This window comes from Pseudomonas sp. LBUM1655, from assembly GCF_059716085.1.
Window position 1 is genome coordinate 1,646,277 of the sequence record NZ_CP166801.1, and the last position, 21,277, is coordinate 1,667,553.

Genomic DNA, 21,277 nt, shown 5'->3' on the forward strand with positions numbered 1-21,277 from the left:
GCTGGTTCTGGCAACTTGTCTCAACCCCGTCTGCATGGCGGGTTTGAGCAAGTCGATGAGCCTTATTTCCCGTGACAGCAGGAGGATTTACCTGAGGCCTCATACTTGTCGTGATGCCGCACCCACTCCATGATCTCGTCTTCATTCCTGCCCTTGGGCGTCAGATCGAGGTAGTTGTAGGCGCCCACCAACATGTCCAGCCCACGGGCATACGTTGAGTAAGTGTGGAAAATCCCACCTTTATCATCGCGATAAAACACGCTCAGCCCCGGCATTTCCTCCTCGGCGCTATCAGTCTTTTCATAGTTGTAAGTAGCCTTTCCCGCAGCGACATCCTCGGCCCGAGCGCACACGCCAAAGTCGTAATTGAAATCGCAACCTTCCGACGACACCCAGTCAAACTTCCATCCCATCCGCCGTTTAAAGTCTTGAAACTCGTTGAACGGTGCGTGGGAAACCGCGACCACGGAAATATCGTGATGCGCCAGATGCAGATTGGCGCCGTCAATGTGATCGCTCAGAAACGAGCACCCTGGGCAGCCTTCCTCCCAATCCTTGGCGAACATGAAGTGGTAGACGACCAATTGGCTGTTCTTGCCGAACAGGTCAGCCAGTTTCAATTCGCCGTCCGGGCCTTGAAAGTGGTAGTCCTTGTCGATTCTCACCCAAGGCAATGCGCGACGTTCGGCGCTGAGGCGGTCGCGCTCCCTGGTGAAGGCTTTTTCGTGATCGAGGTGTTGCCTACGGGCGGCGAGCCATTCTTCGCGCGACACCACCGGATGATTCTCGACGTTCATGATGATTTCTCCTGCGGGGTTGAAACCGTCTGTTTCAGACTAGTCGTTTAACCGGCAGGGAATTCGACAGACCGCCGGTCGGTCGGGGCGAGAAATGCGGCTGAACGGCTGCGGCACGCTCGGGTCACAACCTTTGACAGCGCCATTAATTACGCGCACCGGAGGTTGAATCAGGATGACGACTTACAACTGGGATTTGATTGAGCGCTTGCTGCATGAAGTGCAGAACAGTGCAGGCAAAAGTTTCGCTCCTCGGAAATACGCGGAGGACTACGCGGCGGAGAAAGCCAGCGCGGGCGAGCCGATCGAGAATCTGGATGGCCTGAAAACGCTGGCCAGCGATTATGAAAGGTTGCTGCTCTTGCGTGGCTACATCGCACCGCGTCCAGATGACGAGGGCGCCACAGGAAGCAATTTCGTGCTGACGCCGCGCGGTTCCAGCCTGCTGAGCCTGATCGACAGCAGCATTCCCGGCAACGATCATCCACGCCAAGTACTGGATGAGCAGGAGGATGCGCTGGCTGAGGCGACGTTTGATGAAGTGGCTTCAAAGGCGCAGATTGCCTGAAAGCAAAAGATCGCAGCCTTCGGCAGCTCCTACGCATAACCGTGTAGGAGCTGCCGAAGGCTGCGATCTTTTGATCTTCAACCCTGCTTAGCGGCTTTCAGACACTTCAAATCATTAAAGTCCTTGCGTACTCCCTCAATCTTCTTCAACAACCGCTGACGTTGCTGCGGCGTGCTCTGCGCCATCAAATCAACCGCCAGCGATCGTCCCTGCGCCTCGGTGTCAGCAAATGCCTGGCGGTAATCCGCCGTCCATAAACGCTCACGATTGACCAGAAGCGTCTCGATACGTTGTGGGAACTCCGGACTCTTGCGCTGAGCAACGGCTGCGCTGAACTGCTGCTGCCAATGGGCACGATTGGCGATCCATTGGGTATTCTGGTCCCCCAGCGCCGTCGACCAGGCCATGACCCGCTGTTCTTGCGTGGCGCTCAACGGTCCCAGCCAATCGTTGAGGCGTTTGACCATGCGTGCACCGCGTTCGGCAATCTGCTGGGCCAGCGGTGGTTTCAGGTATTCCTGCTGGCGCTTGCGCAGATCCTTGGCAAATGCGTCGTTCATCTCGGCGACTTGTTTGTCATCCAGCCCTTGCAGCAACTCGATGGCCGACGGGGTGATCTCCCGCGCAGTTTCAGCAATGGCTTTTTTAGCTTCCCCGGTGCGCGCCGCAAGCGCGGCGTCAGTCACCTGGTTGGTCTCGACCATCGTTTGCAAGCGGTCGAGCCAGTCGAGATAGCCCGGCAGTTGCGTGGTGCAGTGCCAACTCAGGTGTTCCTGAAGTCGTTCGTTGAACCAGCCTTTCTGCTCGCCGTTCATGTCCAGGTAGTCGCTGAGCGTCCACGGAATGATCACGTCGAGATTGCGATAGGCCAGGCCTACGCGGCTACAGGCGCCGAGGGCTAGGGTGAATATCAGCAGGGCAACAATGTGTTTGAACCAGCGAGACATGGGCGAATCCTTGCGATGGCCAGCCTTGGGGTCTGATTCTTATGTGAACGCAGAATGAACCCGGCAGTTCAGCCGATCAATAGAACGCGCGCTCGGCTTTGAGTGTGACGAGGCCGTCGCACTCGCTGTTGTGCCCGGAGTAGGCCGAGCAATCGCTGCCACTGAGGCTGGAATTGCTGTAGATCAGGTCGAGATTGACGCCCATGACCGGCCGGGAAAACTTCACCGACCAATCGGTGAAACTGCTGACATAACCACCGTCCACCGCCACCGGAGTGTTCAGTTGGTGGGTGGTGTATTTCATGCTCACGCCAATGCCGAAGGGTTGATTGCCGCGCAGATCGGCAAACAGCGTGTTGTTCTGTTTATCCGGATCGTTGCTCAAGGCAATGCCGAATCGGCTGCCGAGCAGGGTCAGACCACCGAACAACTCCTGGCTGTCGAGGGTGTCCACTTTGGGATAGCTGTAGTGGATCATCCCGACTTCGTAGCCGAGGGTTTGATCGAAGGGTTGTTTAAAACCGAAGTAGGAGTCGATTTCGAGGTTCTTGCCCGGCGTAATGCCCATGCTCGGCGCGTACTGGCCGAAATACAGGCCACTGTCATGGCTGAGGTCTAGTCCGCCATGAAACGAGCCGGTGGACGCCGGTTTGACCAGTCCTTGCGCCATGCTGCGGCTGGGCGTGGTGCCGAGTTTGAGGTCGAAGTCGCCCAGTTCACGCTGGAAAATCTGCGCGTGCGCAGTCGTGCAAGCCAGCAGGCCTACGAGCGATAAACAGGATATTTTGCGCATGCGTCACTCCATTAACAGCGAGCGCAGGGCGGCAAGCCTGCTGAAACGCTTGATCTAGACGCGTGCAAGGATACCGGCGAATGCTCGGCATTGATGGCCGTTCGTCGATTTGCAAAGAATGGATGATAGATTTGTTTAAAGCGGAGGGGGATTTTGCGGTGCCAGTCCAGGCGCTTCGAAGCTCAAAGCGCCTATGGACGGGTGTATTACCGGGTGTTACTTCTTGCCCAGGCTGATCTGCTTGGACGGGCCGAACGTCTGGCCGCTGACGCCTTTGGCAATTTGCTGAATCTCGCCGCCGGACTTGAGGAACGCTGCGATCTGATCGTTGATCGATTCGCTGGTTTCAACGGCTGGAGCTGGCTTTGCTTTGCTGGTGGATGCTTTTACACGCATGGCGGCCATTAACCTGTAGAAAAGTAACTCGGCCAGGCATCGTACAGTAATAACTTGACAATTGCTTGGTAAATATCCCCGGGAATAACCAACCTCCATGGTGGATTATTCTCGATTCAATTTTCGAAATAACCGGCTAACCTGCTGTTTTAAATAAGATCATTTATATTTTTCGGCGCTGTGAGGGGCTGCCGCAATGCGCCACAGCGGACTGACGAGCGGCAACCGTCACGTGCGCGTCCACCGAAAATCAAGGCTTTGCGCCTATTTCGCTGAAGCCAGGAATCTGCCAGTCAACGCTGGGGGCAAAAACGGGTAGAATGCCGCCCACGCAATGAGGGTTCTGGAAAATGGCTTTAGTCGGGCGTTACAACAGTTTGCAAGTGGTTAAACACACTAACTTCGGTTTATATCTGGACGGCGGTGCTGACGGCGAGATTCTTTTGCCCAACCGTTATATTCCCAAAGATATTCCCAGCGAAGATGAAGACTGGCTCAATGTTTTTATTTATCTGGACAGCGAAGACAAACTTCTCGCCACCACTGAAAAGCCGAAAGTTCAGGTCGGTGAATTTGCCAGCCTGAAAGTGGTTGAAGTCAACAGCATCGGCGTGTTCCTCGATTGGGGCCTGCCGAAAGATCTGTTGCTGCCGTATTCCGAAGAAAAACGTCAGATGACCGCCGGCGAGTACTGCGTGGTGCACGTCTACCTCGACAAGCACACCCGCCGCATCACCGCGACCGCACGTCTGGATCGTTACCTCGACAAAACCCCGGCCAACTACAGCCAGGGCCAGGAAGTTGACCTGCTGGTTGCCGAAGCCACCGACATGGGCTTCAAGGCGATCATCAACAACAAGCACTGGGGTTTGATTCACAAGAACGAAATCTTCAAGTTCATGCGCGCCGGCATGATCGAGAAAGGCTTCATCAAGGAAGTGCGCGCCGACGGCAAGATCAGCCTGAGCCTACAACCGGTTGGTCAGGAAGCGGCCAGCAGCCTGAACTCGAAGATTCTCGCCAAGCTGCGCGAAAACGATGGCTCGCTGCCGGTCAGCGACAAGAGCGATCCGGCGTTGATCAGCAGCCTTTTTGGTGTCAGCAAGGGCAACTTCAAGAAGGCCATCGGTTCGCTGTACAAGGAAGGCAAGATCGTCATTCACGCCGATCGCATTGAACTAACCTGAGCCTGGCGTGGCCCATGTTGCATGGGCTCACTTGAGGTCGGGTAAATGAAAAAATCGTTGATTGCCTATGTCGCCACCCTGGTGACGTTTCTTTTGCTCGACGGCGTCTGGCTCGGCCTGTTGATGGCGCCGACCTATCGCGAACTGCTCGGTCCGCTGATGCTTGAAAAACCGCTGCTGATTCCCGCAGCGGTTTTTTATTGCCTGTACGTTTTCGGGTGTGTGCTGTTGGTGGTGTTGCCGGCACTGAGTTGGCAGCGCGCGGCGAAGATGGGCGCGTTGTTGGGGCTGGTGGCGTATGGCACCTATGACCTGACCAATTGGGCGACGTTGCGTGGGTGGTCGGCGCAAGTGTCATTGATGGATTGGGCGTGGGGGACGTTTGCCACCGCTGTGGCTTGTACCATCGGGTTTTTGGTGGCTCGACGGTTTGGTGTTTCGAATCGTTGATTTGTGTTGCCTTGACCGGCCTCTTCGCTGGCTTGCCAGCGAATGACGGCGCAGCCGACAACCATTCACCGCTGACGTCTGCGATGAACTAAATGTCTTTTCCAGACGGCTTTTTCTGTCTGACTGATTGATAATCCCCGGCACTGTTTTTTGACCATTGGATGGCTGCCATGTTGTGTGTGTTCGAGGTGTTGCGGTGATTGTCGAGCGGCGCAATGCCGACCGTTTTGCCTTGCAGGTGATGATTGGCCTATGCCTGATCTGGGGTGTGCAGCAGGTCATGATCAAGTGGGCGGCGCCGGACATTGCGCCGGTGATGCAGGCAGCGGGGCGGTCAGGGATTTCCGCGTTGCTTGTAGGATTGCTCATCTGCTGGAAGGGCGGCTGGGATCAGGTCGGCAACACCTGGCGCGGCGGCTTGCTGGCCGGTGCGCTGTTCGGTCTGGAGTTCTTCTTCATCAGTGAAGGCTTGCAACTGACCACCGCTGCGCACATGTCGGTGTTCCTCTATACGGCACCGATATTCACCGCGCTGGGCGTGCATTTTCTGTTGGCCAGCGAGCGTCTGCGGCCGTTGCAGTGGCTGGGGATTCTGCTCGCGTTTATCGGTATCGCGATTGCCTTTGCCGGCGGTGTGTCGTGGGACAACCTTGACCGGCGCATGTTGCTGGGCGATGCCTTTGGTGTGTTGGCTGGCGCCTGCTGGGGCGCGACCACCGTGGTGGTGCGCGCCTCGCGACTGTCGGAAGCGCCGGTGACGTTGACGCTGTTCTATCAGTTGATCGTCGGCTTCATCGGCCTGCTGTTGATCGCGCTGTTCAGCGGCCAGATCAGCCATGTAAATCTGACTACCGTGGCGGTGGCCAGCGTGCTGTTCCAGGGTTTGGTCGTGTCCTTCTTCAGTTACCTGGTGTGGTTCTGGTTATTGCGCCGTTATCTGGCGGCGAATCTCGCGGTGTTCTCGTTCATGACGCCGCTGTTCGGCGTCACTTTCGGCGTGTTGCTGCTCGGCGAGCAACTGAGCCTGAACTTCGTCATCGGTGCCGTGCTGGTGTTGCTCGGCATCACTTTTGTCAGCGCTGAACAGTGGGTGCGTCGGCGTTTGCGCAAAGCGCTGGGCCAGTAACAGTCGATTGCATCGCCAGCCCGCCGGCAATCAGCAAACCGCTGCCGGCGATCACCAGCGCGGGCTGCAAGCCCCCGCTGAAATGGCTGCTCAGCGCGGCCAGTAGCGGGCCGCTGAGCTGGCCGGCGGCGAAGCAGGCGGTGAGCATGCCGGCGTTGCGCTGGGTGGCGTGGGGCGCCAGTTCCCGCGAGCGCTGCATGACCAGTTGCATGCAAGCCAGGAACGGTGTGCCGCAGAGGATTACGCCCAGCGCCAACCCCCAACCGCTGCCCAACAGGCAGGCAAAAACTCCGGCTGCTTGCAGCCACAGCGTCGCCATCAACCAGTGACGCGTGGTCTGCGGATCGTGACGGCGCAGACTCACCAGCAACACGCCGATTGCCGCGCACAGGCCGAAGCTCGGCCAGAATAGGTCTGCCTGCCATTGCCCGTGAAACTGCGCGTTAGCCATCTGCGACAGGAACGTCGCCGGGATGATGTAGCCGACACCGTACAGGGCGTAGATCACTGCCAGACGCCCGATGCCACGACTCGATGGATTGACGGCTGCCACAGCCGTCTTCGCCGCGACTGGTTGCGGCAGGAGTCGCCAGACCCCCAGCATCATCACCAATGCCGCCGCTGCATAAATCAGCCACAACGTCGCAGAAGTCTGGTTCAGCAGATGTGAGACCAGTGCCAACACGCCTGTCAGAAAAATCCCCAAGCCGGGTCCGGCAAACACCAGCGCCCCAAGCCGTGGACGACCCGTCGCGGCAGCCAATGGCTGACTGAGCGTCGTAATCATCACCATCACCCAGGCACTTGCCACCCCGGTGCCAAAGCGCAGCAGCAGATGCGACCAGAAGCCATTGGCCCAAAACGACGCCAGCGTCAGCAGCACACACAGCCACAGGCCACCGTGCAATCGGCGCTGAACCTGCTGCGGACGGTGGGCGAACATCGCATCCACCGCACCGAGCAGGTAACCAAGGTAGTTGGCCGCGGCAATCAGACCAGCGGCAGTCAGGTCGATCTGTCCTTCACTGAGCATATGCGGCATTTGTGGTGTGAGGGCGAAACGCCCGATGCCCACGGCCATCATCAGGGCGACGAAGCAGGCGGATAAGCGAATCAGTGGTGACATGGTCTGGATTCCGTTGGAAGAGCAATGACCGTCAGGCTAAGACTGATTGACTTTCTTTAAAAATGAATAATAGTGAGTAACTTGTTCTGTTATGGAGAAAGGTTGTGGAGTTCAGCCAACTGCGGATCTTTCAGGCAGTCGCCGAGGAAGGTTCGATCACCCGCGCCGCCGAGCGCCTGCATCGAGTGCCTTCCAATCTTTCGACCCGCCTGAAACAGCTGGAAGAGCAAATGGGCGTCGAATTGTTCGTCCGTGAGCGTCAGCGTTTGCAGTTGTCGCCCGCGGGAAAAGTCCTGCTGGACTACACCGGCAAACTGTTTGCCCTGCGTGATCAGGCCAGCGCGGCGGTGATGGGCGGGCAACCGGCGGGGGATTTTGTGTTGGGCACCATGTACAGCACGGCGGCGATCCATTTGCCGGCGCTGCTGGCGCGGTATCACAAGCAATACCCGGCGGTGAACCTGCAAGTGCAATCCGCGCCGAGCGGTGAGTTGCTTGAAGGTTTGCTCACCGGACGCCTCGACGCGGCACTGGTGGACGGGCCGCTGGAGCTGGCCGGGCTCGACGGCGTGCCGTTGTGTGAGGAAAGGCTGGTGCTGATCACTGAAGCCGATCATCCGCCGGTAAGCAGTGCCAGAGATGTCGAAGGGCGCTCTGTTTTCACCTTTCGCCAGGGTTGCTCGTACCGCATGCGGCTGGAGGCATGGTTCGCGCACGATCACGCAGCGATGGGCCGGGCGATGGAGATTGAGTCCTATCAGGGCATGCTCGCTTGTGTGATTGCCGGCAGTGGCGTGGCGCTGATGTCGGAGTCGATGCTGGCCAGTCTGCCGGGGCGCGAGAGCGTCGCGGTGCACCCTTTGGCAGAGCCGTTTGCGAGTGCGACAACGTGGCTCATGTGGCGCCGGGGCATGGTTGGCGCCAACCTCAATGCATGGATCGAAGTGCAGCACGCCGTCTATCCCGCGCCTTTGGCTGAAACTCGGGAAACGGCTTGAACCAATGTCAGCAGACTCTGTTCAATTCAGTAACAGATCATTGCGGAATTGCTCAAGCATTGCGTAGGAGTTCGGACTATTATCAGTGCGAAGCGGCCTCAGAATTCCGGTCGCTCGGCACCACCCTGAAGGGGGCATGACGATGAAAGAGAAAATTCAAAATTGGCTGCACGATTTGGGTGTTGCCCTCGGCTTGATCGAACCGCCTCTGCAACCGGTACCGATTCGCACGGACGACGAACAACGTCGGCGTCAGCAGCGTCGGCGGTAAGGCCCCCGACGTAAAGGTTCAAAAGACTTAAGATCAAAAGATCGCAGCCTTCGGCAGTTCCTACAGAGATCAGTGTAGGCGCTGTCGAAGTCTGCGATTTTTTGTTTTCAGTGACGCGCAATCATCAGCAAAAACCGGCTCAAGTCATTCGCGGTCTTCGCTTTCTTGAGCAGGTGATCCTCTTCGGCGGTAAACGCCGTCAGTCCGAATTCATCTTCCAGATGGAAGATCAGATCCTCGATATCCGCCTTCTCCAGGCCCAATTGCACCAGACTGGTCTTGTCATCGAATTCGCGGTTTTCCAGCAGACGCCGGATGAACCGATGTACGGCGGCACGCACGGCAGCTCTTCTCATGGCAAATTTTTTCTGGTTGTTGTTCTGCTTGAGTACAGCAGGCGTCATGCGTGCCCGCGCAACCATTCGTCAATCATCGAGCGCAAATGCTCCCCGGAAAAACTACCGAAATGCCCGCCATGCACCGTGCGGATGGGCAGTGCCTGCAAACGGCGCAGACTGGCGGCGTAGTCATTCAGATTGGAATGGTAGGCGTCTTCGATCAACGGCCCGTCGTAGATGATGTCGCCGCTGAACAGCGTTTCGCTCGCCGCTTCATACAGGCTGATGCCGCCGGGCGAATGCCCCGGTGTGTGCAGCACCTGCAACGTACGATTGCCCAGATCCAGCACGTCGCCATCCTCGATAAACCCGGTGGCCGGCGCGGCTTTGACCCGGTATTCGGCATAGCACAGAGGGCAGTCCGGGTGCGCCTCGAACATGTCGTCGCCGACGAAGGCGCGACTTAAATCATTCTCGCCATCCGGCGCCGCCAGAATGTCCGCCTCGGCCGGGTGCACCAGTCGCTCGGCAAATTCGTGATGCCCGGCGATGTGGTCGAAATGGCAGTGGCTGGCCACCGCCACCAGTGGCCGCTCGGTCAGCCACGGCAGTTGCTCGCGCAGGCTGACCAGCCCGGAGCCACTGTCGAGCAACAGATCCTTGTCGCGACCCTGAACGTGCCACAAGTTGCAGCGGTAGAACGGGCGGATGTACGGCTCGTGAATCAGGCGGATGCCGTCGCTCAGGGTTTGCACTTCGAACCACTGATCGCGGGAAACAATCTTCATCAGCACATTCCTTTAGACGAAAAAAAACGAGCGTGGCAACCGACGCCACACCCGTCGAAGAAAGCATCAAGTCATCATGTTTCAGCTTAGATCGCGTTGGCCAATGCCGCTGGGCGACGGGACGCGAGGCTGACTACCACGAAACTCACCAGACCCACTGCGAGGCTGTAATAGATCGGCGTGTTGGCGTCCAGACCGTCCTTGAACATGAACACCAGCGCCGTGGCAAAACCCATACCCATGCTGGCGATCGCGCCGGCGGTGGTTGCGCGTTTCCAGAAGATCGCACCCATCAGCGGGATCAGCATGCCGCCCACCAACAGGTTGTACGCCAGCGTCAGGGCGCTGATCACGTCGTTCACCACCAGAGCAATACCCAGCACGACGATGCCGGTCAGCAGGGTGAACAGGCGGTTGATGCCCAGGCTCGACTGTTTGCCGCCGCGCAGTTTCGGCAGCAAGTCTTCAGTCAGCGTAGTGGCAGCGGCGAGCAGGCCGGCGCTGGCGGTGGACATCATCGCGGCCAGAGCAGCGGCGATCACCAGACCACGGATGCCATCCGGCAGCGACAGTTTGACGATCGCGGCGAAGGCGTTGTTGACGTTGTCCAGATCCGGGATCAGTACGTGCGCAGCCATGCCGATCAGGGCGCATGCCAGACCATAAAGGATGCAGTAGATGCCCGCGATGCTGCCAGCGTACTGGGCGACTTTGGCGGTCTTGACGGTGAACACCCGTTGCCAGATGTCCTGACCGATCAGGATGCCGAAGAAGTAGATCATGAAGTAGGTGATGATCGTGTCCCAGCCGATCGTGGTGAAGCTGAATGCAGTAGCAGGCAGTTTCAGCACCAGCTCATCCCAACCGCCAACGCGGTACAGGCAGATCGGCAACAGGATGAACATCAGGCCCACAGTCTTGATGATGAACTGGACGATGTCGGTCAGGGTCAGCGACCACATGCCGCCGATGGCCGAGTAGATCACCACCACGCCACCACCGACGAGTACCGAGATCCAGAATGGCAGGTCAAACAGCACTTGCAGCACGGTGCCGATCGCCAGGATCGAGGTCACGCCGATCATCAGCGCATAGGCCAGCATGATTACCGCGCTCGCCGAGCGGGCCATCGGGTTGTAGCGTTTTTCCAGCACCTGGGTAACGGTGTAGATTTTCAATTTCAGCAGCGGTTTGGCGAGGAACAGGTTCAGCGCGACGATGCCGCAACCGAGCGCCGCACACAGCCAGAAGCCGGAGATGCCGTGCACGTAGCCCAGACGCACGGTGCCGACGGTGGACGCCCCACCCAAAACGGTCGCAGCCATGGTGCCCATGTACAGGCTCGGGCCGAGGTTGCGACCGGCGACCAGAAAGTCTTCGTTGGTCTTGGCTTTGCGCATGCCGAAGTAGCCGAGCAAGAGCATGCCGGCGGCGTAGATGAGGACGACGAATAAATCCAAAGCCATGATGGCGTGTCTCCGATTGTCTTTTTTATGTTGAGGCTGAATTCGATTTGCCCTTGTGGGCGCGAGCTTGCTCCGGGCGGCGATGTTGGATGTGCCGCAGCCATCGCGAGCAGGCTCGCTCCTACAGGGGACCTACGTCAGGCGGCCTGACGCAGTTCAGGTTTTGCTGCGACTTGGCTGCGAGCATCCTTCGGGCCGAACACTTCGCGCGGTTCCGGGAACAGGCTCAGCAGCGTCAGATACACCACCGAAGCCAGGCCCAACGTCACCGGCAAGCTGACGTCGATCCCGCCCGCGAGCTCACCCAGCGGGCCAACAAACTGCCCCGGCAGGTTGACGAAGCACAGGCCGACCGCCGCGCTCGGGATCCACGCGCCCAGCCCACGCCAGTTCCAGCCGTGGGTGAACCAGTAGCGGCCACCCTGTTCGCCGCGAGTGAACACTTGCAGGTCATCCGGGCAGTAGAAGCCGCGACGCACCACCAGGCCGATGATCATGATCACCATCCATGGGGTGGTGCAGGTGATGATCAGCACGGCGAAGGTCGACACGCTTTGCACCAGGTTCGCAGCGAAGCGCCCGATGAAGATGAAGGCAATCGACAGCACGCCGATCAGCAAGGTCGCCTTGACCCGCGACAGCACACGCGGGAACACGCTGGACATGTCCAGCCCGGTGCCATAAAGCGACGTGGTGCCGGTGGACATGCCGCCAATCACTGCAATCAGGCACACCGGCAGGAAGAACCAGCTCGGCGACACCGCCAGCAAGCCGCCCACATAGTTGTTGGCCGCGATGTAGTCCGGCGCCTTGATCGCGACGATGGTCGCGGTAGCCAGGCCGAACAGGAACGGGATGAACGTCGCGATCTGCGATAGCACCACGGCGGCCATGATGCGCTGCTTGGAAGTGTCACGCGGGATGTAGCGCGACCAGTCGCCGAGGAACGCACCGAAGGAGATCGGGTTGCTCATGGCCACCAGCGCCGCGCCAATGAACGCTGCCCAGAAGCCCGGTTGGCCGAGGCTGACAGTACCGGCGTAGTGCGCGTCGAAAGGCCCGGCGAAAGCAAAGATGCCCAGCAGGAACAACAGGCTGGCGCTCCACACCGCGATCTTGTTCACCCACAGCAGAAAGCGGAAGCCGTAGATGCACACGGTCAGCACCAGAATCGCGAACAGACCGTAGGCCAGGCCCAGGGTCAGGTCGATTTCCGGCAGGCCGATCAGGCGTTTTGCACCGCCGATCAACGCATCCCCCGAGCTCCACACCGAGAGCGAGAAGAAGGCGATGGCGGTCAAAAGCGACAGGAACGAACCGACGATCCGCCCGTGCACGCCGAAGTGCGCACCGGACGACACGGCATTGTTGGTGCCGTTGAGCGGGCCGAACAGGCCCATCGGTGCGAGGATCAGCGAGCCGAGCAGCACGCCCGAGACAATTGCCCAGACGCCGGCCTGAAACGACAGGCCGAACAGCACCGGGAAACTGCCGAGCACGGCGGTGGCAAAGGTATTGGAACCACCGAAGATCATCCGGAACAAATCCGTCGGGCCTGCGGTGCGTTCATTGTCCGGGATCTGTTCGACCCCGTGGGTTTCAATCTGCGTGAGGCTTTGGTCGTTGTTGTTGTTATTCATGATCTGCTCCGATCATAAAGGCGCGCTCATCGTGCGTGAGCGTCACCTGTCTTGGCTAAGGGGATGGCAGCCCTTCCGGCATTGCGGACAAATGTTCGTGGCAGGCCAGCCAATGGCCTTGTTGTTCTAGGCTCGACGCTTGTTTCTTGAAAACAATCGTCTCGCGCTCCTGGCTGAAGTGTTGCTCCCCTTGCATGCGCAGCTCGGTGGCCACGTCATGGATGAAAATCGCCACGTCACCTTGCAGGCTGACGAAGGCGTTGCTTGATGTGCAGGAAAGCACCTCGAAGCCATCCTCGGTGCGCCAGTTGTCCCACAACGCCTGATAGGCATCGCGCGACAGCAGCGGCTGTTCGAGGGTGTAAAACACGAAGCTGGCATCGGCGCTGAATGCGCCGAAGTAGGCTTCGCGATCGTTGCGGGCGAAGGCGGACACCAGATCGGCGGCCGCTTTCAGAACCTGATCACGTTCGTTCATGACCCAGCCCTCAGCGGTGAACCACGCCTGGCAGTACGCAGAGCATTTCGTACAGCAGGTTGGCGGCCAGCAGCGAGGTGTTGCCGGTGGTGTCATAAGCGGGCGAGACTTCTACCAGATCGCAACCGATCAGGTCGAGGCCCTGGCAGCCACGAACGATCTCAATCGCCTGAATGGTCGTCAGACCACCGATTTCCGGGGTGCCGGTGCCTGGCGCCCAAGCCGGGTCGATGCCGTCGATGTCGAAGCTCAGGTACACCGGACCACCGCCGACTTTCTCGCGCACTTCGGCCATCAGCGGGGCCAGCGACTTGTGCCAGCACTCTTCGGCCTGCACCACGCGGAAACCCTGATCGCGGCTCCAGTTGAAGTCATCAGCGGTGTAGCCCTGCGCACGCAGACCGATCTGCACCACGCGGTCGCAGTCCAGCAGGCCTTCTTCGACGGCGCGACGGAAGGTCGTGCCGTGGGCGATTTTCTCGCCAAACATGTGATCGTTGACGTCAGCGTGGGCGTCGATGTGTACCAGACCGACCTTGCCATGCTTTTTATGGATGGCACGCAGGATCGGCAGGGTGATGGTGTGGTCGCCACCCAGGGTCATCGGGATGACGTTGTGCTCGAGGATGTTGTCGTAGGCTTCTTCGATGATGCGCACGGCGTCGAGCAGGTTGAAGGTGTTGATCGCCACGTCACCGATGTCGGCGACCGACAGCGAATCGAACGGCGCAGCGCCGGTGGCCATGTTGTACGGGCGGATCATCACCGATTCGGCGCGGATGTCGCGTGGCCCGAAGCGGGTGCCGGGGCGCAACGAAGTACCGATATCCAGAGGCACGCCAACGAAGGCAGCGTCCAGACCGGCAGCGGTCGGTACATGGGGGAGTCGGAGCATGGTGGCGATGCCGCCGAAGCGCGGCATTTCGTTGCCGCCCAGTGGTTGGTGAAGAATCTTGTCCACGGGTAGGGCCTCATCGTCTTTGTTTTATTTATGTCGGCGCACCGGCAGGCGGGCACCGCTGTGGGCCGATTCTGCGAAATGTAGTGAGGGGGAAGAATCGCTACGGGCAAATACTTAGTTCAGATTTTTCTAAACTAATGCCAAGGCGCGGGATAGACTCTCAGGCCCTGTGTTGATGACCCTGTGGCGAGGGGATTTATCCCCGATGGGTGGCGAAGCCGCCCCAATTCCTGCGGCTCGGTCCATCAGGCACCCCGCGTGTATTGAATTTACGACTGCTTCGCAGCCGGTCGGGGATAAATCCCCTCACCACAAAGTCATCAGCGTTCGACAGATGTTTGGAGAGCCGCATGGCCAACGCTTTACCCGACCTGAAACTATTGCGCATCTTCGTCAGCGTGGTCCGTCATCAGGGTTTCGCCAACGCGCAACAGGAACTCAACCTGTCGACTTCGGCGATCAGCACCTACATGAGCCAGCTCGAAGCCGCGCTCGGTCTGGTGCTGTGCCATCGCGGCCGTGGCGGGTTCAGCCTGACCAGCAAGGGTGAGCTGTTCCATCAGGAAACCCTGCGCCTATTGGCCGAACTCGAAGGCTTCGAGCAATACGCCGCCGCGCTCAAAGGCGAACTGCGCGGCACGCTCAACCTCGGGGTGATCGACTCGACCGTCAGCGACAAGGCCCTGCCGTTCGCCGAAGCCATCGGCGCCTACAGTCAGGAACACCCGGCGGTGCATTTGCATTTGTCGGTGATGAGCCCTTATGAGTTGCAACTCGGAGTGCAAGACAACCGCCTCGATCTGGCCATTGGTGCGTTCTCCGCGCGCATGAGCGGTCTGGTCTATATGCCGCTGTACCGCGAGCAACACTGGCTGTATTGCAGCAGCCGACACCCGTTGTTCAACGAGCGGCGCATTCCCGAACAAGTCATCACCCAGCAACGCATGGTCGGGCGCGGTTACTGGAGTCAGGCGGAACTCGCCCGCCACGGTTTCAAGCACAGCGCCGCGACCGTGGAGAGTATGGAAGCGCAGCTGATTCTGGTGCTGTCCGGCGCCTACATCGGTTATCTGCCGGAGCATTACGCTCAGGCTTGGGCCGACAAGGGCGATTTGCGCGTGCTGCTGCCGGCGACCTTCGGTTATCAGGCGCCGTTCTCGATGATCATGCGCCGTGGCCGCAGTCGTGAGCCGCTGATCCAGACGTTCCGCGATTTGCTCAAAGCCCAGCTCAATCAGGCCTAAGAATATGTCCAGACCCCAATGCCCGCGCTGCCTGCGCCCACAAACCCATTGCCTGTGCGCGCTGATCCCCAGTCTCGACAGCCGGACCCGGGTGTTGCTGTTGCAGCATCCGAGTGAGATCAATCATGCGTTGAACACCGCGCGGCTGGCGGCGCTGGGTTTGACCAATGCCGAACTGATCGTCGGTGAGGTGTTCGAGGATTTGCCGACGCTGTTGAACCGGCCGGGGTATCAGGCGCGTTTGCTGTTTCCGGCGGACGATGCGCAGCCGATGCAGGCTTACGGCGAGTCCGAGCAACCGCTGTTGCTGGTCGTGCCGGACGGCACCTGGCGCAAGGCGCGCAAGATGCTGCACCTCAATCCGCTGTTGGCGGCGTTGCCGCGGGTGACGCTGGCCGAAGGTGGTGTGTCGCGGTATCGGTTGCGCAAGGCACCGGGGCCGGGGGCGTTATCGACGCTTGAAGCGATTGTGCAGGCGTTGCAGACGCTGGAAGCCCCGGCCTCATTCGAGCCGTTGCTCAGGCCGTTCGAGGCATTGATCGACGGGCAGATTGCGGCGATGGGGGAGGAGGTTTTTCAGCGTAATCATGCTGACAGATGATCGTTCCCACGCTCGGCGTGGGAACGATCATTGGCTACCGCTCGCGCATTGCCTCGGTACGGGCCTTGAGCACCGGTTTCAGCAGGTAATCCAGCACACTTTTCTCCCCGGTAATAATGTCCACCGTTGCTACCATCCCCGGAATGATCAGCAACGGTTTCGCATCCCCGCCCAAGTGGTTTTTATCGGTGCGCACCTGAATCAGGTAAAAGCTGTTGCCCTTGTCATCGGTGATCGTGTCGGCACCGATCAACTCAAGTTTGGCGCTCAACCCACCGTAGATCGTGTAGTCGTAGGCACTGAACTTGACCATGGCTTTCTGGCCCGGATGCAGGAATGCCACGTCCTGCGGTCGCACCTTGGCTTCGATCAGCAGGTTGTCTTCCAGCGGCACGATTTCGACCATGTCGCTGCCCGGCTGGACCACGCCGCCGATGGTGTTGACCTTCATTTGCTTGATCACCCCACGCACTGGCGAGGTCACGGTGGTACGGCTGACGCGGTCGTCGATGGCGATGCTCGACGCGGTGATTTTCGACAGGTCGGTGCGTTTCTCATTCAGCTCTTTCGCCGCCTCGGAGCGGAAGGTCTGCTCCGACTCGTCGATCTTGCTGCGGATCTCGGCAATCGCCGATTCAGCCCGGGGAATCGCCAGTGTCGTCGCGTTCAGCGAGCCACGGATCTCCACGGCGCTGCGCTTGAGCCGCAGGATTTCCACCGGCGACACCGCGCCGGTTTTCACCAGCGGCTCGGACATGTTCATCTCTTGTTGCAACAGCGCCAGGCTTGAACTGAACTGGCCCTGCTTGGAGCGAAACTCCGCCAGTTCCTGAGTCTTCTGCCGCAGTTGTTCGCTGAGGGTGCGTTGTTCGCTGGCCAGCCGCCGTTGGCGTTGTTCGTACAGCGAGCGTTCGTCTTCGGCGACTTGCGGTGCCTTGGCGATCACTTCATCGGAGAGCTTGAACGGCCGGCCTTCAGACTCCGCCGACAAGCGTTCGACCTGCGCGGTCAGCGCATAACGGTCGGCCTCGCTCTCACCCTTGTTCGAGCGAAACCGCGTGTCATCCAGGCGCAACAGGGTGTCGCCCTTGTTCACCATCTGCCCTTCGCGGACAAAAAGCTCGGTGACGATCCCGCCCTCAAGGTTCTGGATCACTTGAACCTTGCTCGACGGAATCGCCTTGCCTTCGCCCATGGTCACTTCTTCAAGCACCGCGAACTTGGCCCAGACCAGTGCGCTGATCAGCAGGCCCGCCGCCAGCCACACGGTAATCCGCGACCAGCGTGGCGAATCCTGCAATGAGGCGCCGGCGGTTTCCGGCATGAACTCGGCCTCGGCGCTTTTGCCGAAGCTGTCGAAGTAGCCGCGTGATTTGCCATCGGATGCAGCAGACATGGCTTACTCCTAGACTGCCGCCGAGCCGACACGGCCCTTGCGCAGTGCATCGATGACTGCTTCTTTCGGGCCGTCAGCGACGACCCGGCCGTTGTCCAGCACCAGCAAGCGATCCACCAGACTCAGCATCGAGGTGCGGTGGGTGACCAGCAGCAGGGTTTTGCCTTGTACCCAGCCATGCAGTTTCTGGCGCAGCAGGTCTTCGCTGCTGTTGTCCATGGCGCTGGTGGGTTCGTCGAGCAGCATGATCGGTGGATCGAGCAGCAACGCACGGGCCAGCAACACCGCTTGACGTTGACCGCCGGAGAGCAACTGTCCGCGCTCGCCCACCGGCCGGTCGAAACCTTGCGGATGCTGGCGGGCGAGTTCGGTGACGCCGGTCAGTTCGGCGACTTCCAGCATGCGTGAATCGCTGATGTAGCGCGCGCCGAGGGTCAGGTTGTCGCGCAGGCTGCCGGCCAGCAGCGGCAAGTCGTGGGCGACGTAACCGATCTGCTGGCGAAGGTCGGCGACATCCAGTTGCTGCAGCGCGAGGCCGTCGAGCAGTAACTGGCCTTCCTCGGGCTCGTAGAAACCCATCACCAGCCGCGCCAAAGTGCTTTTTCCCGAACCGCTGCGGCCGATGATGCCGACCCGTTCACCGGGTTTCAGGCTGAAACTGACATTGCTCAGGGCCGGCGCGTTCTGGCCGTTGTAGTGGAACGTCACACCGTTTACGTCGAGGGCGCCTTGCAGTTGTGTGCGTTCCAGTGGCCGCTGTTTGCCGTCACGCTCCTGGGGCAGGGCCATCAGCGCATCGGTGCTTTTCATGGTCAGTTGCGCTTGCTGGTAGCGGGTGATCAGCCCGGCGATCTGCCCCAATGGCGCCAGCACGCGGCTACCGAGCATGTAGGTCGCCACCAATGCGCCGACGCTGAGGTTGCCGGCGATGATGCTGTAGACCCCGGCGACAATCGTCGCCATCCCCGAGAACTGCTGAATGAACAGCGTGCCGTTGGTGGCCAGCGCCGAGAGGTTGCGCGCGTGGCTGTCGAGACGGGTTAGGGCGCCGTGGGTGCTTTCCCATTGGTGCTGGCGCTCGCTTTCGGCGCTGCACGCCTTGAGGGTTTCCAGGCCACCGAGGGTTTCGATCAGCAGCGCCTGGCGTTCAGCGCCGAGGCTCAGACTCTTCTGCACCGTGTCGCGCAGGCGCACCTGAATGATCATCGCGAAGATGATGGTCAGCGGAAACGCCAGCAGCGGAATCACCACCAACCAGCCGCCGAGCAGGCCGATCACCACCAGCATCAACACCACGAAGGGCAGGTCGATCAGGCTGGTCAGGGTCACGGCCGTGAGGAATTCACGCAGGCCCTGGAAGTCATGAATGCTCTGGGCGAAACCGCCGATGGTCGCCGGCCGCGCCTTCATCGACATGCCGGTGATGCGCTCGAATAAAGTCGCGGAAAGGATCACGTCGGTTTTCTTGCCTGCGGTGTCGAGCAAGTGTGCGCGCACTACCCGCAGCACCAGTTCGAAACCGGTGCCGATCAACAGCCCGATCGACAGCACCCATAGGGTCGACGTGGCCTGATTGGGCACCACGCGGTCGTAGGTCTGCATGACGAAAAGCGGCACCATCAGGCCTAACAGGTTGATCAGAAAACTGGCGAGGATCGCGTCGCTGTAGAGCCATTTCGACAGCTTCAGGGTGTCGCGAAACCACGCATGCACCCGCGGCACCAGCGGAGAACGCAGGTCTTCGAGTTCGTGGCGTGGCCGGGCGAACAAGGCCTGGCCACTGTAGTGTTCGCTGAGTTCTTCGCGGCTGACCCATTGCTCGCCGCCATCGGCTTCACTGGGCAGAATCAGCGCTTTACCGTCATCGCCAAACCGCCGCAGCACGGCGGTGCGACCGTCGTTGAGCAGCAGCAGAATCGGCAGATTCAGTGGCGAGATGTCTTTCAGTTCACGGCGCAACAGTCGCGCCTGCAACCCGGCCCGGGCGGCGGCACGGGGCAGCAGATCCAGGCTCAGGCGTTGTTTGTTCAGGGGCAGCCCGGCACTCAGGCTGGCGCGACTGACCGTCGCGCCATGGAGTTTGCAGAGGATCAACAGACCGTCGAGTAACGGATCATCGAAGCTCAGCCGCGGATCGACCCCGGAATGGCCGGGTTCCATGCTGGTCATATTGATCGCCTCTGTTGAACGGGCACGGGAATCCACACATTGATCGTTCCCACGCGGAGCGTGGGAACGATCAAGATCGCAGCCTTCGGCAGCGCCTACATAAAGGGTTACTTCAGTTCCGGCAGGCGCGCCTCGTTTTTCACTTCGGTCGCGGCGATCGCGTCGGCAGGCAGCACCACCCGTTGTTTGCTCAGCAACTGGCCCATGTTCGCCAGCACGCGGTACATCGAATATTCCTCGGTGTAGCGGATTTCGGTGTAGCGACGGTTGGCGTTGTAGAGCTCGTTTTCGCTGTCGAGCAAGTCGAGCAGGGTACGTTGGCCGAGGCCGAACTGATCCTGATACGCGGCGCGCACACGCTTGGTGGTGTCGGCGTATTCGCGGGCGGTCGGGGTTTGTTTCTTGGCGTTCTCCATGGCGTTCCAGGCCAGGCGAATGTTTTCATTGAGCTGGCGCAGGGCGTTGTTGCGGATGTCCATCGCCTGATTGATGTCGTGGGCGTTCGCAGCCAGGCGAGCCTTGTCGCTGCCGCCGCGGAACAGGTTGTAGTTCATCACCACACCCACACGCCATTCGTTGTCGTGGCCCTCATCGCCCTGCACGTTGTTGTTCGCGCCGACCGCCGCCTCTGCGTCGAAACGTGGATAGAACGGCGACTTGGCAACTTCGTATTGGCTTTCGGCCGATTGCACGTCGGCCTGGGCGGATTTCAGGTAAGGGTTGTTGTCGACCATGCTCTGCTGGGCTTCGCGCAGATCGGTAGGCAATTCGCCGCGGGTCGAGGCGGGGGTTTCCAGCTCATCGGGCATGCGCCCGACCACGCTGTAGAAGTTGGCTTCGGCATCGGACAGATCGACTTCGGCGGTGTCGAGGTTGTTTTGCGCCAGCGCCTTACGGGCTCCCGACTGGTCGGAGTCGGCGGTGCTGCCAACGCCGCGCTCGGTGCGCAGGCCGATCTGATCGTTGACCCGCAAGTGTGCTTGCAGGTTGTTGGTAGCCAGGGTCACCAGTTCGCGGCGCTTGAGCACTTCGAGATACACCTCGATGGTGCGCAGGGCCAGATCCTGCGCGGTGCCTTGCGCATAGTAGGCGCGCGAGTTCGAAACGCCCTTGGTGCGCTCGACCTCGTTGGCGGTGTTGAAACCGTCGAACAGCATCTGCCGCAAGCGCAGCTCGGACTGGGTGTAATTGAGAATGCGCGTGTCGTGATTGCCAAACGCGCGGGTGTTGGTGTTGTCGCTGTAGCCGCGACCATAAGCAGCGTTCAAATCGACCGACGGATAGAAGCCGCCCTTGGCGACTTTGACTTGTTCATCTGCCGACAGGCGTGCGTCCACGCGCGATGCAAGTTCCGGGTGTGTAGCGATAGTGCTCTGGATGGCTTCGGTGAGGTTCATGGCCTGGGCTTGAGAAGTGCAAGCCATGGCCAGCAAAACCGCGCTGCAGAGGGGGGTTAGAACGCGCATGGGTGCATCTCCCTGAGTCCTGATGGTGTCTTACTGTCGCCAAATATTTGACGATATTTTTAGGTGTAAGC

The 21,277-nt window shown here is 59.8% G+C and carries 22 protein-coding genes; 8 read left to right on the plus strand and 14 right to left on the minus strand.

Annotated features, from left to right (window positions below):
- Positions 1-62: 62 nt before the first annotated feature.
- Positions 63-797 carry a DUF899 domain-containing protein gene (locus ACA074_RS07365; protein ID WP_497678709.1) on the minus strand — a complete coding sequence of 245 codons (735 nt, stop codon included), beginning with the start codon at positions 795-797 and terminating at the stop codon, positions 63-65.
- A 175-nt stretch (positions 798-972) separates the two neighbouring features.
- Between ACA074_RS07365 and ACA074_RS07370 the strand changes: the two genes are divergently transcribed.
- Positions 973-1,365 carry a transcriptional regulator gene (locus ACA074_RS07370; protein WP_489878466.1) on the plus strand — a complete coding sequence of 131 codons (393 nt, stop codon included), beginning with the start codon at positions 973-975 and terminating at the stop codon, positions 1,363-1,365.
- A gap of 77 nt (positions 1,366-1,442) precedes the next feature.
- Here ACA074_RS07370 and ACA074_RS07375 read toward each other — a convergent pair whose 3' ends face one another.
- The 3 genes from ACA074_RS07375 to ACA074_RS07385 all read right to left on the minus strand — a co-directional run bounded on the left by ACA074_RS07375 (position 1,443) and on the right by ACA074_RS07385 (position 3,510).
- Positions 1,443-2,312, minus strand: coding sequence for a DUF6279 family lipoprotein (locus ACA074_RS07375; RefSeq protein WP_489878467.1), 870 nt, complete (start codon positions 2,310-2,312; stop codon positions 1,443-1,445).
- A gap of 76 nt (positions 2,313-2,388) precedes the next feature.
- Positions 2,389-3,105, minus strand: coding sequence for a TorF family putative porin (locus ACA074_RS07380; protein ID WP_497678710.1), 717 nt, complete (start codon positions 3,103-3,105; stop codon positions 2,389-2,391).
- Positions 3,106-3,321: 216 nt separating this feature from the next.
- Positions 3,322-3,510, minus strand: coding sequence for a PFL_1563 family small protein (locus tag ACA074_RS07385; RefSeq protein WP_016985943.1), 189 nt, complete (start codon positions 3,508-3,510; stop codon positions 3,322-3,324).
- 341 nt (positions 3,511-3,851) lie between these two features.
- On the opposite strand from ACA074_RS07385, the gene ACA074_RS07390 reads away from it, so the two are divergent.
- The 3 genes from ACA074_RS07390 to ACA074_RS07400 all read left to right on the plus strand — a co-directional run bounded on the left by ACA074_RS07390 (position 3,852) and on the right by ACA074_RS07400 (position 6,264).
- A complete protein-coding gene (locus ACA074_RS07390; protein ID WP_187681255.1) occupies positions 3,852-4,688 on the plus strand; it encodes a CvfB family protein in 837 nt (278 codons plus the stop codon).
- Between the two features lie 45 nt (positions 4,689-4,733).
- A complete protein-coding gene (locus ACA074_RS07395) occupies positions 4,734-5,138 on the plus strand; it encodes a DUF2177 family protein (RefSeq protein ID WP_187681254.1) in 405 nt (134 codons plus the stop codon).
- A gap of 241 nt (positions 5,139-5,379) precedes the next feature.
- A complete protein-coding gene (locus ACA074_RS07400) occupies positions 5,380-6,264 on the plus strand; it encodes a DMT family transporter (RefSeq protein ID WP_222944310.1) in 885 nt (294 codons plus the stop codon).
- On the opposite strand, the gene ACA074_RS07405 is transcribed toward ACA074_RS07400, so the two are convergent.
- Positions 6,212-7,390 (minus strand): MFS transporter, encoded by a 1,179-nt coding sequence (locus ACA074_RS07405; RefSeq protein ID WP_489878469.1) that lies wholly within the window; start codon positions 7,388-7,390, stop codon positions 6,212-6,214. The genes ACA074_RS07400 and ACA074_RS07405 overlap by 53 nt on opposite strands.
- Positions 7,391-7,494: 104 nt before the next feature.
- On the opposite strand from ACA074_RS07405, the gene ptrR reads away from it, so the two are divergent.
- A complete protein-coding gene (ptrR, locus tag ACA074_RS07410; RefSeq protein WP_497678711.1) occupies positions 7,495-8,388 on the plus strand; it encodes a putrescine utilization regulator PtrR in 894 nt (297 codons plus the stop codon).
- A gap of 142 nt (positions 8,389-8,530) precedes the next feature.
- The gene (locus ACA074_RS07415; protein WP_007914492.1) at positions 8,531-8,659 is read left to right on the plus strand and encodes a PA1414 family protein; all 129 of its coding nucleotides are present in this window, start codon (positions 8,531-8,533) and stop codon (positions 8,657-8,659) included.
- 107 nt (positions 8,660-8,766) lie between these two features.
- Here the strand turns inward: ACA074_RS07415 and ACA074_RS07420 are convergent, their stop codons facing one another.
- From ACA074_RS07420 to speB, 6 genes are all read right to left on the minus strand, one after another.
- Positions 8,767-9,015, minus strand: coding sequence for an acyl carrier protein (locus tag ACA074_RS07420; protein ID WP_187681250.1), 249 nt, complete (start codon positions 9,013-9,015; stop codon positions 8,767-8,769).
- A 44-nt stretch (positions 9,016-9,059) separates the two neighbouring features.
- Positions 9,060-9,785 carry an MBL fold metallo-hydrolase gene (locus ACA074_RS07425; RefSeq protein ID WP_497658923.1) on the minus strand — a complete coding sequence of 242 codons (726 nt, stop codon included), beginning with the start codon at positions 9,783-9,785 and terminating at the stop codon, positions 9,060-9,062.
- An 86-nt stretch (positions 9,786-9,871) separates the two neighbouring features.
- Positions 9,872-11,251 (minus strand): sodium:solute symporter family protein, encoded by a 1,380-nt coding sequence (locus ACA074_RS07430; protein ID WP_497678712.1) that lies wholly within the window; start codon positions 11,249-11,251, stop codon positions 9,872-9,874.
- Between the two features lie 137 nt (positions 11,252-11,388).
- Positions 11,389-12,891 carry a purine-cytosine permease family protein gene (locus tag ACA074_RS07435; RefSeq protein ID WP_497678713.1) on the minus strand — a complete coding sequence of 501 codons (1,503 nt, stop codon included), beginning with the start codon at positions 12,889-12,891 and terminating at the stop codon, positions 11,389-11,391.
- 55 nt (positions 12,892-12,946) lie between these two features.
- The gene (locus ACA074_RS07440; protein WP_489878472.1) at positions 12,947-13,369 is read right to left on the minus strand and encodes a YybH family protein; all 423 of its coding nucleotides are present in this window, start codon (positions 13,367-13,369) and stop codon (positions 12,947-12,949) included.
- Positions 13,370-13,379: 10 nt separating this feature from the next.
- On the minus strand, positions 13,380-14,330 hold the full coding sequence (gene speB, locus ACA074_RS07445) for an agmatinase (protein WP_123536038.1): 951 nt from the start codon (positions 14,328-14,330) through the stop codon (positions 13,380-13,382).
- A 350-nt stretch (positions 14,331-14,680) separates the two neighbouring features.
- Here speB and ACA074_RS07450 point away from each other — a divergent pair, with 350 nt between their 5' ends.
- Together ACA074_RS07450 and ACA074_RS07455 are read left to right on the plus strand one after the other, a co-directional pair.
- A complete protein-coding gene (locus ACA074_RS07450) occupies positions 14,681-15,574 on the plus strand; it encodes a LysR family transcriptional regulator (RefSeq protein WP_497678714.1) in 894 nt (297 codons plus the stop codon).
- A 4-nt stretch (positions 15,575-15,578) separates the two neighbouring features.
- Positions 15,579-16,175 (plus strand): tRNA-uridine aminocarboxypropyltransferase, encoded by a 597-nt coding sequence (locus ACA074_RS07455; RefSeq protein ID WP_497678715.1) that lies wholly within the window; start codon positions 15,579-15,581, stop codon positions 16,173-16,175.
- Between the two features lie 34 nt (positions 16,176-16,209).
- Here the strand turns inward: ACA074_RS07455 and ACA074_RS07460 are convergent, their stop codons facing one another.
- The 3 genes from ACA074_RS07460 to ACA074_RS07470 form a co-directional block, all read right to left on the minus strand.
- Positions 16,210-17,571: an HlyD family type I secretion periplasmic adaptor subunit gene (locus ACA074_RS07460; RefSeq protein WP_187677310.1), complete on the minus strand. Its 1,362-nt coding sequence runs from the start codon at positions 17,569-17,571 to the stop codon at positions 16,210-16,212.
- A 9-nt stretch (positions 17,572-17,580) separates the two neighbouring features.
- Positions 17,581-19,740, minus strand: coding sequence for a type I secretion system permease/ATPase (locus tag ACA074_RS07465; protein ID WP_497678716.1), 2,160 nt, complete (start codon positions 19,738-19,740; stop codon positions 17,581-17,583).
- Between the two features lie 107 nt (positions 19,741-19,847).
- A complete protein-coding gene (locus ACA074_RS07470) occupies positions 19,848-21,206 on the minus strand; it encodes a TolC family outer membrane protein (RefSeq protein WP_497678717.1) in 1,359 nt (452 codons plus the stop codon).
- Positions 21,207-21,277: the final 71 nt, after the last annotated feature.

Coding starts and splice junctions, on each gene's coding strand:
- ACA074_RS07385 (WP_016985943.1), bottom strand. CDS start 3,510: ATGGCCGCCATGCGTGTAAAAGCATCCACCAGCAAAGCAAAGCCAGCT.
- ACA074_RS07375 (WP_489878467.1), bottom strand. CDS start 2,312: ATGTCTCGCTGGTTCAAACACATTGTTGCCCTGCTGATATTCACCCTA.
- ACA074_RS07420 (WP_187681250.1), bottom strand. CDS start 9,015: ATGAGAAGAGCTGCCGTGCGTGCCGCCGTACATCGGTTCATCCGGCGT.
- ACA074_RS07435 (WP_497678713.1), bottom strand. CDS start 12,891: ATGAATAACAACAACAACGACCAAAGCCTCACGCAGATTGAAACCCAC.
- ACA074_RS07440 (WP_489878472.1), bottom strand. CDS start 13,369: ATGAACGAACGTGATCAGGTTCTGAAAGCGGCCGCCGATCTGGTGTCC.
- ACA074_RS07455 (WP_497678715.1), top strand. CDS start 15,579: ATGTCCAGACCCCAATGCCCGCGCTGCCTGCGCCCACAAACCCATTGC.
- ACA074_RS07460 (WP_187677310.1), bottom strand. CDS start 17,571: ATGTCTGCTGCATCCGATGGCAAATCACGCGGCTACTTCGACAGCTTC.
- ACA074_RS07465 (WP_497678716.1), bottom strand. CDS start 19,740: ATGACCAGCATGGAACCCGGCCATTCCGGGGTCGATCCGCGGCTGAGC.
- ACA074_RS07400 (WP_222944310.1), top strand. CDS start 5,380: ATGATTGGCCTATGCCTGATCTGGGGTGTGCAGCAGGTCATGATCAAG.
- ACA074_RS07450 (WP_497678714.1), top strand. CDS start 14,681: ATGGCCAACGCTTTACCCGACCTGAAACTATTGCGCATCTTCGTCAGC.
- ACA074_RS07380 (WP_497678710.1), bottom strand. CDS start 3,105: ATGCGCAAAATATCCTGTTTATCGCTCGTAGGCCTGCTGGCTTGCACG.
- ACA074_RS07415 (WP_007914492.1), top strand. CDS start 8,531: ATGAAAGAGAAAATTCAAAATTGGCTGCACGATTTGGGTGTTGCCCTC.
- ACA074_RS07390 (WP_187681255.1), top strand. CDS start 3,852: ATGGCTTTAGTCGGGCGTTACAACAGTTTGCAAGTGGTTAAACACACT.
- ACA074_RS07365 (WP_497678709.1), bottom strand. CDS start 797: ATGAACGTCGAGAATCATCCGGTGGTGTCGCGCGAAGAATGGCTCGCC.
- ACA074_RS07430 (WP_497678712.1), bottom strand. CDS start 11,251: ATGGCTTTGGATTTATTCGTCGTCCTCATCTACGCCGCCGGCATGCTC.
- ACA074_RS07405 (WP_489878469.1), bottom strand. CDS start 7,390: ATGTCACCACTGATTCGCTTATCCGCCTGCTTCGTCGCCCTGATGATG.
- ACA074_RS07470 (WP_497678717.1), bottom strand. CDS start 21,206: ATGCGCGTTCTAACCCCCCTCTGCAGCGCGGTTTTGCTGGCCATGGCT.
- ACA074_RS07395 (WP_187681254.1), top strand. CDS start 4,734: ATGAAAAAATCGTTGATTGCCTATGTCGCCACCCTGGTGACGTTTCTT.
- ACA074_RS07425 (WP_497658923.1), bottom strand. CDS start 9,785: ATGAAGATTGTTTCCCGCGATCAGTGGTTCGAAGTGCAAACCCTGAGC.
- ACA074_RS07370 (WP_489878466.1), top strand. CDS start 973: ATGACGACTTACAACTGGGATTTGATTGAGCGCTTGCTGCATGAAGTG.